15 protein-coding genes are annotated in these 17920 nt (G+C 73.8%); 7 read left to right on the top strand and 8 right to left on the bottom strand.

What is annotated here, in order from left to right; translation table 11 throughout:
• Positions 1–75 precede the first annotated feature (75 nt).
• Positions 76–744, bottom strand: a complete 669-nt coding sequence (locus ACFO3J_RS11770; RefSeq protein WP_386429205.1) for a lysophospholipid acyltransferase family protein — start codon at positions 742–744, stop codon at positions 76–78.
• A gap of 288 nt (positions 745–1032) precedes the next feature.
• Between ACFO3J_RS11770 and ACFO3J_RS11765 the strand changes: the two genes are divergently transcribed.
• Together ACFO3J_RS11765 and ACFO3J_RS11760 are read left to right on the top strand one after the other, a co-directional pair.
• Positions 1033–1635 (top strand): sigma-70 family RNA polymerase sigma factor, encoded by a 603-nt coding sequence (locus ACFO3J_RS11765; RefSeq protein ID WP_386428875.1) that lies wholly within the window; start codon positions 1033–1035, stop codon positions 1633–1635.
• A gap of 206 nt (positions 1636–1841) precedes the next feature.
• A complete protein-coding gene (locus ACFO3J_RS11760) occupies positions 1842–2357 on the top strand; it encodes a GNAT family N-acetyltransferase (RefSeq protein ID WP_386428874.1) in 516 nt (171 codons plus the stop codon).
• 16 nt (positions 2358–2373) lie between these two features.
• On the opposite strand, the gene ACFO3J_RS11755 is transcribed toward ACFO3J_RS11760, so the two are convergent.
• Genes ACFO3J_RS11755 through ACFO3J_RS11745 form a run of 3 tightly spaced genes read right to left on the bottom strand, consistent with a single transcriptional unit; the run spans position 2374 to position 4141 of the window.
• Positions 2374–2901, bottom strand: a complete 528-nt coding sequence (locus ACFO3J_RS11755; protein ID WP_386428872.1) for a hypothetical protein — start codon at positions 2899–2901, stop codon at positions 2374–2376.
• Between the two features lie 4 nt (positions 2902–2905).
• Positions 2906–3274: a hypothetical protein gene (locus tag ACFO3J_RS11750; RefSeq protein WP_386428871.1), complete on the bottom strand. Its 369-nt coding sequence runs from the start codon at positions 3272–3274 to the stop codon at positions 2906–2908.
• Positions 3275–3286: 12 nt separating this feature from the next.
• Positions 3287–4141 (bottom strand): class I SAM-dependent methyltransferase, encoded by an 855-nt coding sequence (locus ACFO3J_RS11745; protein ID WP_386428870.1) that lies wholly within the window; start codon positions 4139–4141, stop codon positions 3287–3289.
• A gap of 199 nt (positions 4142–4340) precedes the next feature.
• Between ACFO3J_RS11745 and ACFO3J_RS11740 the strand changes: the two genes are divergently transcribed.
• The 5 genes from ACFO3J_RS11740 (at position 4341) to ACFO3J_RS11720 (ending at position 12753) form a co-directional block, all read left to right on the top strand.
• Positions 4341–5003, top strand: coding sequence for a GNAT family N-acetyltransferase (locus tag ACFO3J_RS11740; RefSeq protein ID WP_386428868.1), 663 nt, complete (start codon positions 4341–4343; stop codon positions 5001–5003).
• 231 nt (positions 5004–5234) lie between these two features.
• A complete protein-coding gene (cbiE, locus tag ACFO3J_RS11735; RefSeq protein ID WP_386429203.1) occupies positions 5235–6458 on the top strand; it encodes a precorrin-6y C5,15-methyltransferase (decarboxylating) subunit CbiE in 1224 nt (407 codons plus the stop codon).
• 316 nt (positions 6459–6774) lie between these two features.
• The gene (gene cobT, locus ACFO3J_RS11730; RefSeq protein ID WP_386428867.1) at positions 6775–10278 is read left to right on the top strand and encodes a nicotinate-nucleotide--dimethylbenzimidazole phosphoribosyltransferase; all 3504 of its coding nucleotides are present in this window, start codon (positions 6775–6777) and stop codon (positions 10276–10278) included.
• A gap of 437 nt (positions 10279–10715) precedes the next feature.
• On the top strand, positions 10716–11948 hold the full coding sequence (gene cobA / locus ACFO3J_RS11725) for a uroporphyrinogen-III C-methyltransferase (protein ID WP_386428866.1): 1233 nt from the start codon (positions 10716–10718) through the stop codon (positions 11946–11948).
• Positions 11941–12753 carry a TrmH family RNA methyltransferase gene (locus tag ACFO3J_RS11720; protein ID WP_386428864.1) on the top strand — a complete coding sequence of 271 codons (813 nt, stop codon included), beginning with the start codon at positions 11941–11943 and terminating at the stop codon, positions 12751–12753. Before cobA ends, ACFO3J_RS11720 begins: the two co-directional genes overlap by 8 nt.
• Before the next feature lie 16 nt (positions 12754–12769).
• On the opposite strand, the gene ACFO3J_RS11715 is transcribed toward ACFO3J_RS11720, so the two are convergent.
• The 4 genes from ACFO3J_RS11715 to ACFO3J_RS11700 all read right to left on the bottom strand — a co-directional run bounded on the left by ACFO3J_RS11715 (position 12770) and on the right by ACFO3J_RS11700 (position 17913).
• A complete protein-coding gene (locus ACFO3J_RS11715; RefSeq protein WP_386428862.1) occupies positions 12770–13441 on the bottom strand; it encodes a hypothetical protein in 672 nt (223 codons plus the stop codon).
• Between the two features lie 226 nt (positions 13442–13667).
• The gene (locus ACFO3J_RS11710; RefSeq protein WP_449343643.1) at positions 13668–15989 is read right to left on the bottom strand and encodes a beta-xylosidase/alpha-l-arabinosidase; all 2322 of its coding nucleotides are present in this window, start codon (positions 15987–15989) and stop codon (positions 13668–13670) included.
• A gap of 98 nt (positions 15990–16087) precedes the next feature.
• Positions 16088–16963: a carbohydrate ABC transporter permease gene (locus ACFO3J_RS11705; RefSeq protein WP_386428860.1), complete on the bottom strand. Its 876-nt coding sequence runs from the start codon at positions 16961–16963 to the stop codon at positions 16088–16090.
• On the bottom strand, positions 16963–17913 hold the full coding sequence (locus ACFO3J_RS11700) for a carbohydrate ABC transporter permease (protein ID WP_386428858.1): 951 nt from the start codon (positions 17911–17913) through the stop codon (positions 16963–16965). The genes ACFO3J_RS11705 and ACFO3J_RS11700 overlap by 1 nt, the downstream gene beginning before the upstream one ends.
• Positions 17914–17920: the final 7 nt, after the last annotated feature.

The raw sequence follows: 17920 nt of genomic DNA, 5'->3' as shown, positions 1-17920 counted from the left end.
GTATCCCGCGCCCCCGCACCGCCCGGGCCGCGCCCCCGCACCGCCCGGGCCGGGCCCCGGCGCGGCCCCCCGCTGTCAGGCGGCTTTCGCCTTGGTCGCGTAGATGTCCACGTACTCCTGGCCGGACAGGTGCATCACCCGGCTCATCACCTCGTCGGTGACGGCCCGCAGTACATAGCGGTCGCGGTCCATGCCCTCGTAGCGGGCGAAGTCCAGCGGCTCGCCGAAGCGGACGGTGACCGGGGCGATCCGGGGCATCCCGGTGCCGCCCGGCTGCACCTTGTCGGTCCCGATCATCGCGAACGGGACCACCGGCGCGCCGGTCATCAGCGCGAGGCGGGCGATGCCGGTGCGGCCGCGGTAGAGCCGGCCGTCGGGGGAGCGGGTGCCCTCCGGGTAGATGCCGAAGATCCTGCCCCGGTCCAGCACCCGCCGGCCCGTCATCAGCGCGGCCACGCCGCCGTGCCCGCCGTCCCGGTCCACCGGGATCATGCCGCAGGTGGTGAAGAACCACGCCATCAGCCGGCCCTTGAAGCCCTTGCCGGTGACGTACTCGTCCTTGCCGATGAAGTACACCTGCCGCCGCACCACCAGCGACAGGAACAGCGAGTCGATGAACGTGACGTGGTTTCCGGCCAGGATCACCGGCCCCTCGCCGGGGATCCGCTCCACGCCCTCGACCACGGGGCGGTACAGGACGCGCATCAGCACCAGCAGGATCGCCTTGAGCACACTGCGGGACAGGCGGGAGAACAACGGACCCTCCGGGAGGTCACAGTCACAGTCACGGCCGACAGGAGCAGGGCCGACGCCGCGAGCGGCCACCGGCCCGTCCCCGAGGACGATACTTCCGCGAGGGGCGCCCGCGCACGTCGGGTTCACCTGATGGCTACGCACTGTTGACCTGCGCCCCGGACGTCACCTGCCGGCGGCCGGCCACACCTTGAGGTGAAACCGGCCACGCCGGGCCACCGGCCGGGCCGCGCCCCGGGGCGCGGCCGGATATGCAGGTCCCCATGGAAGCAGACCCCCATGGGAGCTGAGGCGCCCGCCGACCCGTATCTCCGGCCGGACGCCGTCCCGCCCGCCGAGCCGGCCGTCCACCCGCTGGGACGGTACGCGGGCATCGGCCCGCTGCTCACCGCCGAGGCCGCCGCGGAGGCCACCCCCGGGGCCGGCATCGAGGCCGCCGACCTGGAACAGGCGGTCTGGCTCCGGCTGCTGGAACTGGACGGCCCACCCGCCGAGCCCGGCCACTGGGTGCGGGGCGCGGTCCGGGACGAGGCCCGCGAGGCGGCCCGGCGCATCCGCCGCGAGCGGCCCTGCGGCGCCCCCGACACCGGCCCGGCCGACCCCGGCGACGGCAGCGGGCGGGCCGGGGACGTCGAGGGCCAGGTGCTGGCCGCCGAGCGGCACCGCGCGGTGCTGGCCGCGGTACGCCTGCTGCCCGGCCGCTGCCCAGGGGTCGTCGCGGCGCTGATGTCCCGGGCCGACCCCACGTACCAGGAGATTTCCCGCGAGTTGGGAATCTCACAGGGCAGTCTCGGCCCGCTGCGCTCGCGGTGTCTCGGCTGTCTTCGGTCGATCCTTAATTCGAGGGTTGGATCCCCGGTGAGACGGGGTAATGCACGGTAAACACTCAGCGGCAGTGGGCGCCCTTGGCCCGCGCGGACGAGACTGAGACGAGTAGCACATCTGCGCTGCCCGCCCGGAGAGTTTGTGCGATCATCGGCGCCACGGAGGCGGGGCGCATACCCGCACCAACTCCGCTCAGACACACGTCACGGGCACACATCACACCAGCGGCCGCCCGGACGGATTCGAAGGGGAGGCCTGCGCGCATGGGCATGAGCGTGACCATCTCTACGGCGGAGCACAGCGACGCCGAGAAGATCCTGAAACTCCAATACCTCTGCTACCAGGGCGAAGCGGAACTCTACGGCGACTACGCCATCGAGCCCCTCACCCAGACCCTCGACGAGCTGCGGGCCGAACTCGCCGAGGGCGTCGTCCTGGTGGCGCGGCTCGGTCAGGAGGTCGTCGGCTCGGTGCGCGGCGCGGTGGACGACGACGGCACCGCTCGTATCGGCAAGCTGATCGTCCACCCGCGACTGCAGCGGCACGGTCTCGGCGGGCGGCTGCTGGCCGCCCTCGAAGGACGCCTCGCCGCGGAAGCGGAGGCCAAGCGGTACCGGCTGTTCACCGGCCACCGCAGCCAGGTCAATCTGCGGATGTACCGCAAGCTCGGTTACGAGCAGGTGGGCGCCGCCGAGCCGGTCAGCCGCCGGCTGAGCCTGGTGCACATGGAGAAGTCCGCGCAGAGCGCCCCGCCGGCGACCTACGCGGCCACCGCCTGAACCGGACCGGGTCCCGTCAGTGACCGGTCTGCCGCGGTTGTGCCCCCGCCTCACGGGCGGCCCGGCGCAGCCACAGCAGACCGGCCACCGGGAGCGCCAGCGGCAGGAAGACGTAGCCGATCCCGAAGTCGGACCAGACGGTGGCGTCCGGGAAGGCCGAGGAGTCCACTATCGTCGCGATGCCGACGGTGAGCACCCCGATCAGCTCCGCCGAGCAGCACACCAGCGCCACCTTGCGGGCCGACTCGCCGCCCCGCCACAGGGCGAGGGTGATCACCGCGTAGACCACGCCGGCCAGCCCGGACAGCGCGTACGCCAGCGGTGCCTCGTGGTATTTGGTGCTGAGCTGGACGATCGAGCGGGACAGCGCTGCCACGGTGAAGACCGCGTAGAGCGAGAGCAGCAGCCGCCCCGGCCCGGTGCCGATGCGGTTGGGCCGCTTCTCCGGCCGCGGCGAGGAAGTCTCCGCCGCTGCCGTGCCGGCCTCGGCGGGTCGGGCCGGCGCCGCACCCACGGCCGGCCCGGTCCCGGTCTGTTGTGTCATGTCCTCAGCCACGTCCGTTACCCCAGATCTCATGCAGCCGCAGTTCCAGCACGGCCAGGACGATCCCACCGGCCGCGACGATCGCCGAGCCCCAACGGGTGCGCTCGGCCAGGGACATGAAGGCCGCGGCCGGAATCGTGCAGGCCGCGCCGATCTGGTAGGCGAGGAAGACCGCCAGGCCCTGCGCCGGCCGCTCGCCGCGGGCGAGCTGTACCACCGAGATCACCAGCTGGACCAGGGCGACCAGCGACACCACGGCCATCCCGGCGAAGTGCCAGTCCTTCGTCGGTGAGTCACGGTACGCCGCGAAGCCGCACCACGCCGCCAGCAGCAGCGCCGTGACGGTGACCGTGATGACGACCGCGTCGAGCATGGGACGACTTTATTACGGGCCTGCCGACCCGCGGCCCCCGCCCCCGGCCCCCGTCCATGGCCGTCCCCCACCAGGGCCTCTGCGGTAGCGCAGCCAGTACACATCCGTGGTGTAGGGCATCTCGATCGCCCCGGTGCCCCGCGTCGCCTCGTACGCGCCCAGCACCGACTCCACCTCGGACCGCACCCGCGCCTGCGCCGCCGCGTCCAGGACCGCGATGTGGCTCGACGACATCATCCGCTCCACCACGTCGGCGACCGTGGTCGAGTAGGGATTGGGCCAGTGCCGTTCCTCGATGGCGCCCCAGCCCGCGCGGGCCGCGAACGCCTCCCGCCAGTCGCCGGGGTCGCCCAGGCCGGCGGCCAGTGGCGGACTGGGCAGATCACGGGGAGCCAGCCGGAAGTAGATGTCCTGGAAGTCCCGCATCCAGGGCACCGAGGTGTCGTAGGTGTTCCACACCAGGGCCAGCGCGCCGCCCGGCCGCAGCAGCCGCTCCACCTCGGCCAGCGCCTCGCCCTCCTGGAACCAGTGCCAGGACTGCGCCGCCACCACCGCGTCCGCGCAGCCGTCCGGCAGACCGGTCGCCTCGGCGGTGCCGGCCGTGACCGCCACCCCCGGCAGCAGCTCCGCGATCTGCTCGCGCATCTCCCGGACCGGCTCCACCGCCAGCACCTCGGCGCCGGTCAGCGCCAGCAGCCGGGTGAACTTGCCGGTCCCGGCACCAAGATCGACCACGGTACGGCCCGACTCCAGGGGCAGGGCGTCGGCCAGTGCCGCGAGCGCCGCCAGCGGATAGGAGGGCCGGGAGCGCTCGTAGACCCCCGCGGCCCGCTGATAGCCGACTCCTGCTGCGTGGTGCACTCTCACGCGGGCTGACGGTAGCAGGATCGGATGACGTCCACGGATACCCGTCCTGACCGGCATCCGGCCTACTCTGAAAGGGCGTTCGCCGCCGCGACCCCCGTACCGCCGCCCGACCCTGCCCGGGGCGCGCCGTCCCCGATGCTGCATGCTGTTCAGTTCACAGCTGTGCAATCCACCCATGCCCCTGGTTACGGAGCAGCGAATGACCTCAGCACCGGCCTTCCCTGACATCTCCATCTCCACGGAGCGGCTGGTGCTGCGCGCGTACGAGGAAGCCGACGTGGCCTCCCTGGTGGAGATGATGGACGACGAGCTGATCACCGCGTGGACCGGCGTACCGCACCCCTACACCGAGAGCGACGCCCGCGACTTCGTGGCCCGGGCCGCGCCCGCCGAGCGTACCGAGGGCCGCGGCCTGGTCCTGGCGGTCACCGAGTTCCTCACCCAGCGGCTGGTGGGCACCGTCACCCTGCAGCGGACCGACTGGCGGATCCGCGCCACCGAGATCGGCTATCTGACCGCCGTCTGGGCCCGTGGCGAGGGATACGCCTGCGAGGCGGTGCTCGGCGTGTGCCGCTGGCTGTTCGAGCAGCAGGGCTTCGCCCGGGTCGAACTGCGCACCGCCGCCGACAACACCGCCTCGCAGCAGGTCGCGCAGAAGATCGGCTGCGTCAGCGAGGGAGTGCTGCGCGGCGCCGGACTGGTGCGCAGCCAGGCGGACGGCGGCCACTGGGCCGAGACCCGCACCGATCTGCTGGTGTGGAGCCTGCTGCCCGAGGATCTCGACGAGCAGTCCGGGCGGCGGTCCGGCGGCGACGCCTACGACACGTACACCGCGTACACCGCCTACGCGGACTGGCACTGACCGCGCCGCCCCGACCTGCCGCGCCCCGGGTTAGGGTTCTCACCCCGGGACCGTGTCCCACACATCTCCGCACTTCTCCGCACGCCGATCCGACGTGTCGCACGTGATGCCGGGCCGTGCCCGGCGGACCGGCCCACCGGGTCCCCTGTGATCCGCGACCGATCCGCAACCGATCCGCAGCTTCCGCAACCTCCTCAACTGATCCGCACCGCCATGAAGGGGCAGACGACGATGGCCGACCGGGTCACCGTGATCGGGTGGGACGGCTCACCGCCGTCCGAAGCCGCCAGCGCCGCGCTCGCCGCGGCCACCCTGGTGGCGGGCACCCGCCACCACCTCGCGCTGCCGTACGTTCCGAAGGGCGCCGAGCACATCGTGCTCGGCAGCATCGAGATCGCCGCCCGGCGGATCGCCGGCCACCGCGGCACCGCGGTCGTCCTCGCCGACGGCGACCCCGGCTTCTTCGGCGTGGTCCGCGCCCTGCGCGACCCCGAGCACGGTCTTGAGGTCGAGGTCGTCCCCGGCGTCTCCGTGGTCGCCCGGGCCTTCGCCCGCGCCGGGATGCCCTGGGACGACGCGCGGGTGGTCGCCGCCACCAGCCGTACGCTGCGCCGCGCGGTCAACGTCTGCCGCGCCCACCCCAAGGTGGCCGTGCTCACCGCGCCCGGCGCCGGGCCCGCCGAACTCGCCCTGCTGCTCACCGGAGTGCACCGCACCTTCGTCATCTGCGAGGCCCTGGGCACCGAGCAGGAACAGGTCACCGTCCTGACCTCCGACAAGGTCGCCGACCACATCTGGCGCGAGCCCAATGTCGTGCTCGTCATCGGCGGTGTCGCCTCCGCCCGCGGCATCGCGGTGCTCGGCGTCCCCCCGGCGCAGTCCGGTGGCGGCTGGATCGCCGGCCGCGACCCCGGTTTCCCCGGCCCGGTACGCGGCTGGGCGCTGGCCGCCTCCGAGTACGGCGGCCACGTGCCCGCGCAGGTCCGCGCCTTCCAACTGGCCCGGCTCGGACCGCGTACCGGCGACCTGGTGTGGGACATCGGCGCCGCCGACGGCGCGATCGCCATCGAGGCGGCCCGCTTCGGCGCCGCCGTCATCGCCGTCGACCGCGACGAGGACGCCTGCGACTGGATCACCGTGACCGCCCGGCGCGGCGGCGTGCAACTGCACGTCGTGCACGGCACCGCGCCGCAGATCCTCGAAGACCTGCCCGAGCCCGACGTGATACGGATCGGCCACGCCGACGCCGAGGTCGTCGCCGCCTGCGCCGCCCGCCGGCCCGAGCGGATCGTGACCACGGCGGCCACCCGCGACCTGGCCGAGGCGGTCACCAGGGCGCTGGAGGAGGGCGGTTACGACGTCGAGCGGGTCCTGCTGCAATCCGTCGAACTGGACAGCGACTGGGCCGAGCGGGACCGCTCGGTGACCTTCGCGCTGAGCGCCACCCGGCGCTGACCGGCCCGCTGGTCGTCCGGCCTCCCACGGCCCTTCCACAGGGGCATCCTTGACCGCGTTTGCGCTGGTCGCAGCGGTACGGGAGGGGTCCGTGTGAGATACGTCCCGAGGTGCGGACTCCTGGGCGGACGGCCGTCCGGCGGGGGGTAGGCTGACGGATCGTTGTGCCGTCGTCGTGCGTTGACGGGGTGTCGAGCTTCGCGGCACCGGGCGCCGACGTGCCGCATCCCCGGCACGCTCGTTGTTGTTCGTGGGGGGCTGGGTTGTGGACGGCACGGCGGCTGGAAGGAGCGAAACCGATGGGCGAGGGGCACGCATGACGGACACCGGTCAGATCCCCGGCGAGGGGCTACCGGGGAACGCGGTCGGGGACGCGGCTCACCAGCCGCACACCGACCTTCCCGGCAACGGCGTACCGCAGCAGCCCGGATGGGGAGCGGAGCCGCAGATCCCGCAGCCCTCGCCGGTCCCACCGGGCGGGCCGGCCCAGCAGGCCGACGAACTCGGCACACCCGCCTACGGCTTCCTCGACCACCCCGCCGCGCCCGGCTCCGGCCTGGAGGACGAGGACGACGTCCTGCTCATGCCGGGCCCGCAGGGCAGTTGGAGCGACCCGCAGCCGGTGCCGCCCCAGCGCTATGACACACCGTCGGTCCTCGACCCCGGGGTCCCGCTCCCGCTGATGGAGACGGTGGACGCCATGGGGCAGGCCGCCGCCGAGCCGATCGCCGCGCCCGCCGCCCCGCGTCGCCCGCTGCACCTGGGCCCGCCCATTCCGGACCAGCCCACCGGCGGTGTCTCGGTGCGCTCGCTGGCCGACCGCGGCCCCGCCGTCCGCCTGCCCGGGGCGCCCGGCTCCGGCCCCGAATACTTCGACGCGTCCTCGGACCCGGCGGCTGGGATTCCCGCCCAGCAGACCGGCGAGCCGTCCAGTCCGGCCGGTCCGGTGCAGGGCAGCGCGTGGCCGGCGGCTGCGACCGGCCCGGTGGCCTCTCAGCAGTCGCTCATCCCGCACGCCGACAGCACCGTTCCGTCCCAGATCCCGGCGCAGCTTCCGCCGCAGCACTTCGCCCCGGCCGCCCCGGCCGCGCCGCAGGCCCCGGCCGCCGCGCCTACCCCGCCCGCCGCTCCGGCAACCGAGGAGCCGCGATTCGCGCCCCAGGGTCCGCAGGGCCAGCAGGGTCCTGCCGCCGGCGGCGCCCTGCCCGAGCAGGTGTCCGGCGACACCGTCGGGCACTCCGCGGCCGAGCAGGTGCCGGGCGCCGCCGCGCCGCTGCCGGTGGCCGCGCCCGCCCCCGCTTCGGTGCCGCTGCCGATGCCCGACCCGGAGCCTACGGCGCAGGCCGCGACAGTGCTCCCGCCCGCGGTGCCCGAGCAGCCGGCGGTCGCGGCCGAGCCTCCCGAGGCTCAGCAGTCCTTGCCCGAGCAGGCGTTGGCCGGTGCGGTGCAGTCCCCGCCTGCGGCCTCGCTGCCCGAGCGGGCGGAGGACGCTACGCCCGAGGTCACCGCCGCGGCGCTTCCGCCGGCTCCGGTCGAGGCGCAGGCGGCCCCGGAGCCCCCGGTCGTCGAGGTCGTCGAGGTGTCCGCCGTCCCGGGCGCACCGGACGACGCGGCCACTCCGGCGGCGGGCGTGCCCCTGCCGGCCGAGGCCGTTGCGCCCCCGGCGCCCGATGTCGCGCCCGTCCCAGCGGTGTTCGCCGCCCCGCAGCCAACGGAGCCCGGCAGCGAGGCGGTCGGCGAGACCGCGTCCGCCCCGGCCCCCGCCGCCGCTCCGGCGCCCGACGTAGCCGTCGTGCCCGCGGCCGTCGTTGACAGCCCGCCCACCCCTGCCGCGCCGCAGGAGGCCGCTGTCCCCGGTGACGCCGTCGTACCGGACCCGGCAGACGCCTCCGCGAGCACCGCGCCCGTCGCCGAGGCCATAACGCCCGACGCCCCCGACCAGCAGCCTTCCCCCGAGGCCGGCCCGGTGAGCGAGGCCGGCAAGGGCCGCCGCCGTCGCGCCGCCCCGGCCGAGGAGTCCGTGGCCGCCGATCCGGACGCAGCGCCGCCCGCGCCGGACGAGGCGCCGTTGGAAGCGGAGACGGGCCCGGCGGCAGAGGCGTACGAACCGGCCGTCCGCGACGCCGTCCACCGGGTGATCCGGGAGCGCCGCGACATCCGCAACGGCTTCCGCTCCGACCCGATCCCGCACGACGTGCTGCTGCGCGTGCTGGAGGCGGCGCACACCGCGCCGAGCGTCGGACACTCCCAGCCGTGGGACTTCGTCGTCATCCGCTCGGAGAAGACGCGCGAGAAGATGCACGAGCTCGCCATGGTCCAGCGCGAGGCGTACGCCAAGTCGCTGCCCAAGGCCCGGGCCCGGCAGTTCCGCGAGCTGAAGATCGAGGCGATCCTCGACACCCCGGTCAATATCGTCGTCACCGCCGACCCCACCCGCGGCGGCCGGCACACCCTCGGCCGCCACACGCAGCCGCAGATGGCCCCCTACTCCTCGGCGCTGGCCGTGGAGAACCTGTGGCTGGCGGCCCGCGCCGAGGGGCTCGGGGTCGGCTGGGTCAGCTTCTTCGACGAGCGCCAGATGGTCGCCGAACTCGGCCTGCCCGAGCACCTGGAGGTCGTGGCGTACCTCTGCGTCGGCTATGTCGACGAGTTCCCCGACGAGCCGGAGCTGACGCAGGCCGGCTGGTCCGAGCGCCGCCCGCTGTCCTGGGTCGTGCACGACGAGGAGTACGGCAACCGGGCGCTGCCCGGCGAGGAGCCGCACGACCTGCTGGAGGAGACGCTGCGCGGCATCCGCCCGCTGGACGCCAAGGCGCTCGGCGAGGCGTGGGAGCGGCAGAAGCGGATGACGAAGCCGGCCGGGGCGCTGGGCATGCTGGAGATCATCTCCGCGCAGCTCAGCGGGCTTTCCCGGCAGTGCCCGCCGCCGATCCCGGAGCCCGCGGCGGTGGCGATCTTCGCCGGCGACCACGGGGTGCACGCCCAGGGCGTGACCTCCTGGCCGCAGGAGGTCACCGCGCAGATGGTGGCCAACTTCCTCGGCGGCGGCGCGGTCTGCAACGCCTTCGCCAACCAGGTGGGCGCGGAGATCTGCGTCATCGACGTGGGTGTCGCCTCCGAACTGCCCACCACCCCGGGTCTGCTGCCGCGCAAGGTACGGCCCGGCACCGCCGACTTCACGGCCGGTCCCGCGATGAGCCGCGAGGAGGCGCTGCGGGCCATCGAGATCGGTATCGAGACCGCCCGCGACCTGGTGTCGGCGGGCAACAAGGCGCTGCTCACCGGTGAGATGGGCATCGCCAACACCACGGCATCGGCCGCGCTGATCGCCGTCTACACCGGGGTGGACCCGGCGGAGGTCACCGGGCGCGGCACCGGTATCAACGACGAGATGCACGCCCGCAAGATCGAGGTCGTCCGCCGCGGTCTCGAACTCCACCGGCCCGACCCGGCCGACCCGATCAATGTCCTCGCGGCCTTCGGCGGGCTCGAACACGCCGCCCTGGTCGGCCTGCTGCTGGGGGCGGCGGCGCTGCGCACCCCGGTGATCCTCGACGGTGTGAGCGCCGGCGCGGCGGCCCTGGTCGCCCGTGCCATCGCTCCCGAAGTCCTGGCCGCCTGCATCGCCGGCCACCGCAGCGCCGAACCCGGCCACGTCGCCGCCCTCACCACCCTCGGCCTGCGCCCCCTGGTCGACCTCGACCTCCGCCTCGGCGAGGGCACCGGCGCCCTCCTCGCCCTCCCCCTGGTCCAGAGCGCGGCCCGCGTCATGCACGAGGTCGCCACCTTCGACGCGGCGGGCGTCACCGAGAAGGGCTGACGCTGCCGCTGGGCCCCCGGCGGCACCTCCGCCCGGGCACACCCGGGTGTGCCCGGGCGCCGCTGCCCGGCGCCCCCGGGCTCGGCGCCCTCGCGCCGGCGAGACGATCGGCTGTGCGAGCCGCGCCCCGCTGCTCCGGTCCGCGACGCTCCAGCTCCTCGGCGGACCGGCCCCACGGCCTGGTGGCCCCGGCGGACGCCGGTCATGCCGCGGGCACGGGCGGTCCAGCCTGGTGCGGTCACCCCGCCTCGGCTGCGGCGGGGTGCCGGGCCTGCCGGGGCGATCTTCGGCCGGCCCCACGCGGGAGCCGCCGAGCCGGGGCATCGCGCGGCCCCCGGGGGCACGTAATCTTGGGGCGCGGGTCGGGGGATTCGCCCGGTGAGGGATGGGGCGGCGATGGGCCGTCGGGAGAAGAAGACGATCGCAAGGAGTGGCGGATGCAGGCCCAGGACGCGCCCGCGTATCCCGTAGGGCTGCGGCTGGCCGGGCGGCGGGTTGTGGTGGTCGGGGGTGGGCAGGTCGCGCAGCGGCGGTTGCCTGCGCTGGTGTCGGCGGGAGCCGACATCCTGCTGGTGTCGCCGTCGGTGACGCCCTCGGTCGAGGCGATGGCGGCGGCCGGGGAGGTGCGGTGGGAGCGGCGGGCGTACCGGGACGGGGACCTGGACGGCGCCTGGTACGCGCTGATCGCCAGCACCGACGCCGCCGCGAACGCCGCCGCCTCCGCCGAGGCCGAGTCGCGCCGCGTGTGGTGCGTCCGCAGTGACGACGCCGAGGCCGCGACCGCCTGGACGCCCGCGACGGGGCGCACCGACGGCGTGACCGTGGCCGTACTGACCGGCCGGGACCCGCGCCGCTCGGCGGCCGTACGGGACGCGGTGGTCGCCGGGCTGCGCGACGGCACCCTGGTGGCGCCGCAGCACCGGACCCGTACCGCCGGCGTCGCGCTGGTCGGGGGCGGGCCCGGCGACCCCGACCTGATCACCGTGCGCGGCCGGCGGCTGCTCGCCGAGGCCGACGTGGTGATCGCCGACCGGCTCGGTCCGCGCGACCTGCTGGACGAACTGCCGCCGCATGTCGAGGTGATCGACGCGGCGAAGATCCCGTACGGCCGGGCCATGGCCCAGGAGGCCATCAACGCCGCGCTGATCGAGCACGCCAAGGCGGGCAAGGCCGTCGTACGGCTCAAGGGCGGCGACCCCTACGTCTTCGGCCGGGGCATGGAGGAGGCCGAGGCCCTCACCGAAGCGGGCATCCCGGTCACCGTGGTCCCCGGCATCTCCAGCGCCATCAGCGTGCCCGGCGCGGCCGGCATCCCGGTCACCCACCGGGGGGTCGCCCATGAGTTCACCGTGGTCAGCGGCCATGTCGCCCCCGACGACCCCCGCTCGCTGGTCGACTGGTCGGCGCTGGCCCGGCTGCGCGGCACCCTCGTCCTGCTGATGGCCGTGGAACGGATCGGCGCCATCGCCGACACCCTGATCGCGGGCGGCCGGGACTCCGGGACGCTGGTCGCCGTGATCCAGGAAGGCACCACCGCCGCGCAGCGCCGGGTGGACGCCACGCTCGCCACCGTCGCGGCGACGATAGCGGCCGAAGGGGTACGTCCGCCCGCCGTCGTCGTCATCGGCGACGTCGTGGGGGTCGGCCGGGCGGTGACGGCCCGTGGCTGAACCGGTCCTCCTGGACGACCCCGGGGACCCCCGACTGGCCGACTACACCTCGCTCACCGATGTGGAGCTCCGGCGGCGCCGCGAACCCGCCGAGGGCCTGTTCATCGCCGAGGGCGAGAAGGTCATCCGCCGGGCCGCCGCCGCGGGCTACGGCATGCGCTCGATGCTGCTGTCCGCGAAATGGCTCGGTGTGATGGGGGACGTCATCGAGGCGGCGACCGCCCCGGTCTATCTCGTCGATCCCGCGCTCGCCGAACAGGTCACCGGCTATCACGTCCATCGCGGGGCGCTGGCCTCCATGGCGCGCCGGCCGCTGCCCGCCCCGGCCGGACTCCTCGGCGGCGCCCGCCGGATCGCCGTCTTCGAGGACACCGTCGACCACGCCAACCTCGGCGCCGCCTTCCGCAACGCGGCCGCCCTGGACGTCGACGCCGTGCTGCTCACCCCGCGCTGCGCGGACCCGCTCTACCGGCGGGCGGTGAAGGTCTCGATGGGCAGCGTCTTCCAGGTGCCGTGGACCCGGCTGGACTCCTGGCCGGCCGGCATGGAACTCCTGCGTCGGCACGGCTTCGTGACGGCGGCCCTGTGCCTGGCGGAGGAGTCGATCACGCTCGACCAACTCGCCGCCCGCCGCGACGACAAGCTCGCCCTGCTGCTCGGCACCGAGGGCGACGGGCTGTCCCCGGCCGCGCTCCGCGAGGCGGACCTGCGGGTCGCCATCCCGATGGCCCGGGGCGTGGACTCCCTGAATGTCGCCGCCGCTTCGGCGCTGGCCTTCTACATGACGCGAGTGGCGCGGCCGTGAACGGTCCGGTCCGCTGTCAGCCGCCCTGCTCCGCCAAGAGGTGGGCCGAGGGCGAGTCCGGGCCGTAATAGGCCGGCTTCGCCGACATCAGCTCCTGGAGCGAACCGCCGGCCGTCAGCCAGCCGAGTACGCAGGAGGGCCATAACCACTGCCCCCGGGGCGTCGTGACCGGCAGCACCGTCACCTGCTGCTGGGTGGTGTCGAGCACCGCCCAGCCGCCCTTGACCAGGGGCACCGCGGCCATCCGGCACGCCGCGCGCCCCGCGCTGATGGCGCGCAGCCAGCCGGTCGCCTCGCCGACCGCCCGCGCCCGGCTGCCGAAGAGCACATCGGCGCAGTCCAGCCACCGCTGTTCGTGGTGGGCGTCGGCGTTGACGACGAAGTGCTCGTCCAGGACCTGCCGGCCCTCCGGCTGGGCGGCGCCCGCGGTGGCCCGCAGCACGACCTCACCCGACGGGGTGCGCACCGCGAGCGACAGCGCGGGCGCCCCCTCGTCGAACCCGGGCGAGGGGGGCGCCGGCGCCCGCTCCGGCCCGGTGGACGACAACGGCTGCTGCTTGGGCAGCTCATAGCGCTCGACGCTGACGAAACCGCGCAGCGCCGGCTGCCGCTCCTCACCCTCGGGAACCCCTGAGCCCTCGGGAACCGCTAAGCCCCCGGGCACTGCTGACGCATCGTCGGACTCCATGGCGGACGGCCTCCTGCTTGCGGCGGACCGCCGTCCCAACGGCTCGACACGGACGGCCGGGGCCGTTGGATCATCCGGTCGTACGGAGCGGGTGCGCGCACCCAACGACCCGCCGTCGAGGGCGGTTTCCTACCGTTACAGCACATCAAGCACGTGTTTCGGCCGCGTTACGGCAAGCGAACAAAACGTGACGCCCGCCACACCCGGTGTTGTCCGTGAGGTGGACTCAACTCGCCCCGGGCGCCTCCGCGGTGATCGTCGCGTGCAGCCGCCGGGTGTGGTCCAGCCCGCGGACCGGTCCGGTGAGCGTGCAGATCACCGTCAGCCGCGGATCGGTGGAGGACGGCCCGAGCCGCAGCTCCAACTCACCGGGCTCCACGATCCGTTCGCCGTCCCGCCCGGTGAATCCGGCCAGATCGGCCGGCACCCGTACCCGTACCCGTACCGCTTCGCCGGCTGCCAGGTCCAGCCGCTGGTAGCCGATCAGCCGCTGGACCGGCTGGACGACGGAGGCGACCGGGTCGTGCAGATACAGCTGCGCCACCTCGGTGCCCGCGCGCCCGCCGGTGTTGCGCACGGTGAAGGCGAGCCGGATCTCGCCGTCCGTCTCCGCCTGCAAGTGCTCGACGTCCAGCTCCGACCAGCGGAAGGAGGTGTACGTGAGGCCGTGCCCGAAGCCGAAGGCGGGGGTGGGGTCGATGCTGGACACCTCGCTGGCCTGGCCGAGCCGGGCCGCGAGATACGTGGACGGCTGCGCGCCCGGGTGGCGCGGCACGCTCACCGGCAGCCGGCCCGAGGGGTTGACCCGGCCGCTGAGCACTCCGGCGATGGCGCCGGTGCCCTCCTCGCCGGGAAAGAACGACTGCACGATCGCGGCGGCCTCGGTCGCCGCCCGGCCCAGTGCGTAGGGCCGCCCGGCGAGCAGCGTCAGCACCACGGGGACTCCGGTGTCCAGCAGCGCGTCCAGCAGGTCCTGTTGGACACCGGGCAGCGCCAGCGACTCCGCGTCGCAGCCCTCCCCGCTGGTGCCGCGTCCGAAGAGCCCGGCCCGGTCGCCGAGCGCGAGGACCACCACATCCGCGCCGCGGGCCAGCTCGGTCGCCGCCGCGAAGCCGTCGGTGTCGGAGCTGTCGATGCCGGCTCCGGCCGCGGTGACGATGTCACTGCCGGGGAACTCCGCGGCCAGTGCGTCGCGCAGCGTCGGCAGTCCGATGCCCGCGGGGACGTCCGGATGCTGCCCGCCCACGTGCACGGGGAAGGCGTAGCAGCCCAGCACCGCCGTCGGTGACTGGGAGTTGGGGCCGATCACGGCGATCCGGGCGGGGCGGTCCAGTGGCAGGGTGCCGTTGTTGGCGAGCAGCACGATGCTCTGCTCGGCGACCTGCCGCGCGAGTCCGCGGTTCTCCGCGCTGTCCAAGTCGATGGTGCCCCGCAGGGATTGGGGCTCGGTCAGGTCGGCGCCGGCCAGTGCGGCCGGCACCGGGTCCCAGTCGGCGTCGAGCAGTCCCAGCTCCGCCTTCTGGGTGAGCACCCGCCGCAGCGCCCGGTCGATCAGCGCCTCGTCCACCTCGCCGTCCGCGATCGCCTTCAGCAGGGGTTCGCCGAAGGTCTTCACGGTGGGCAGTTCGACGTCGACACCCGCGCCGAGCGCCGCGCCGGCCGCCTCCCCGAGGGTCGCCGCCACCCCGTGCAGGGTCTTGAGGAAGGCGATGCCGAAGTAATCGGCGACGACCGTGCCGGTGAAGCCCCAGGTGTCCCGGAGCAGGCCGGTCAGCAGCCGTTCGTCCGCCGCGGCCGGCACCCCGTCGGTGTCGGTGTAGGCGTGCATCACCGACCGCGCGCCGCCCTCGCGTACCGCCATCTCGAACGGCGGCAGCATGACGTCGGAACGCTCCCTGACCCCCATGCCCACCGGCGCGAGATTGCGCCCGGCGCGGGAGGCCGAGTAGCCGGCGAAGTGCTTCAAGGTGGCCACGATCCCGGCGGATTCGAGGCCCTGGACATAGGCGGTGCCGACCGTGCCGACCAGATACGGGTCCTCGCCCATGGTCTCCTCGACCCGGCCCCACCGGGCGTCGCGGACCACGTCCAGCACCGGGGCGAGCCCCTGGTGCACGCCCACCGAGCGCATGTCGCGCCCGATGCGCTCCGCCATCTCGCGGACCAGCGCGGGGTTGAAGGTGGCGCCCCAGGACAGCGGCACCGGATAGGCGGTGGCGCCCCAGGCGGCGAATCCGGCCAGGCACTCCTCGTGGGCCAGCGCCGGGATGCCGAACCGGCCGGCGGCGGCGATCCGGCGCTGGGTACGCAGCAGCGACAGCGCGCCCAGCGCCGCGTCGACCGGCGCGGTGCCGAACGGTCTGGTGAGCTGGCCGAGTCCCTGCGGCAGCAGCGACTCCAGCGTGACGGGTTCCTCCATCTCATGCTGGTAGGGGGCGACTTCGCCGCCCTCGTCGGAAGCCCCCACCCATACGCCGAACAACTGCGCGACCTTCTCCGGCAGGGTCATCGCGGCGACCAGCGCGTCGGCCCTGGCGGCCGGCGCCAGCGCCGGGTCACGCCAGGGGGGAGCGGCGACGCCGGAACGGGCTGAAGCGCCCGAACCGGCGGAAGCGGCGGGATCTGTCTCTTCGACCACGGTGTCGGTCACTTTCCTCCGACGCCCATCAGCCCTTGGACCAGGGCGCGGCGGGCGAACAGGTAGACGATGAGAATGGGCAGCATCGACAGCACCACCGCGGCCAGCAGGCCGGGGATGTCGACGCCGTGCTCGGTCTGGAAGTTGTAGAGCCCCAGCGTGATCACCTTCGCCGAGTCGGACTGGGTGAGCACCAGCGGGAAGAGGAAGCCGTTCCATGCCTGGAGCGCGGAGAAGACCACGATGGTGGAGAGCCCGCCCTTGGACAGCGGCACCACCAGCTGGAAGAAGACCCGCCGCGGTGAGGCGCCGTCCATCGCCATCGCCTCGTACAGGTCGGGGGTGATGTCCCGCATCACCCCGGTGAGGATCAGCGCGCACACCGGCAGCGAGAAGGCCGCCGTCGGCAGGATCACCCCGATCAGGTTGTCGTAGAGACCCGCCTTGCTGATCACGTAGAACATCGGCACGATCACCGCCTGCGCCGGGATGGCGAGCCCGAGCAGGAACAGCCGGAAGACCCCGGTGGTGAGCCGGCCCCGGCTGCGGACGATCGCGTACGACAGCGGCGGCACCAGCAGCAGCACGATCGCCACCACCGCCGCGGTGACCAGCACGGTGTTGAGGAAGTAGCGGCCGAAGCCGTTGGAGAAGTCGGCCGAGTAGTTGTCGAAGGTGAAGTGCTTGGGGAAGGCCAGCGGGCCGTTGGCCGAGTAGTCGGCGCGGCTCTGCAGGGTCGCCGCCAGCATGACGTACAGCGGCAGCCCCACCAGGAAGAGCCAGACCAACGAGCCCAGTCCGGCGAGGTAGTTGGGGTGGTTCCTACGGCGACGGCGGACCACGGGGGCGCCTTCCCGCGTGGTCCCCGCGGTCTGCGCGCTCATCACAGTCCCTCCGACGTGCTGCGCATGTCGTCGTAGCGGGAGACGCGTACGACGATCAGCGAGATGATCGTGGCGACGACCACCAGCACCAGCGCGATGGCCGAGCCGCCGCCGAAGTCGAAGCTCTTGAAGGCCTTTTGGTACATGTAGTAGGCGCTGATGGTGGTGTCCGTACCGGGTCCGCCCTGGGTGAGGATCAGCACCGTGTCGAAGGTGGTCAGACCCCCGACGACCATCAGGATCATCGAGGTGATCATGGTGTTGCGCAGCTGCGGCAGCGTGATGTGGAAGAACTGCCGTACGGTGCCGGCGCCGTCGATCTGCGCCGCCTGGTAGAGGACCTGCGGGATCGCGCGGGCCGCGCCCTGGTAGATCAGGGTGTGGAACGGCGTGTACTGCCAGGCGCCGACGAAGACCAGCACCCCGATGGCTCCGCTGCGCATTCCGAGCAGATTGCCGTCGCCGAACAGCCAGCGGGCCTGCGCGGGCACCCCGAAGTTGGGGTCGAGCAGGGCCCGCCACAGCACCGACACCGCGGTCGCGGACAGCAGCAGCGGTACGAAGTAGACCGCCGACAGCACCGCCCGGTTGCGCTGCTTGCCGGCCGCCCACACCCCGAGCAGCAGGCTCAGCGGCGTCTGCACCACGACACCCAGCACCGTGATGAGCAGGCTCAGCCACAGGCTCTGGATCATCACCGGGTCGTGCGCCAGGGCGGTCCAGTTGTCGAACCCGGCGAACCGGGGTGAACTCAGCCCGTCCCAGCTGGTGAAGGAGAGCACCGCGACCAGCACCAGCGGGACGACCGCGAACAGCACGAAGAAGAGGGTGGCCGGCACCGCCCAGGCGAAGCCCGGGCGGGCCACCGCGGCGCCGGTCCGGCGGGTGGGCCGGCGCCGCGGTACGGGAGGGGCGGAAACGGCGTCCGCCGGGGACTTGGTGAGGGTCATCGTGGTC

It is taken from the genome of Streptomyces polygonati (assembly GCF_042650325.1).
GTDB lineage: Bacteria > Actinomycetota > Actinomycetes > Streptomycetales > Streptomycetaceae > Actinacidiphila > Actinacidiphila polygonati.
This window is presented reverse-complemented; position numbering and strand designations above follow the sequence as displayed.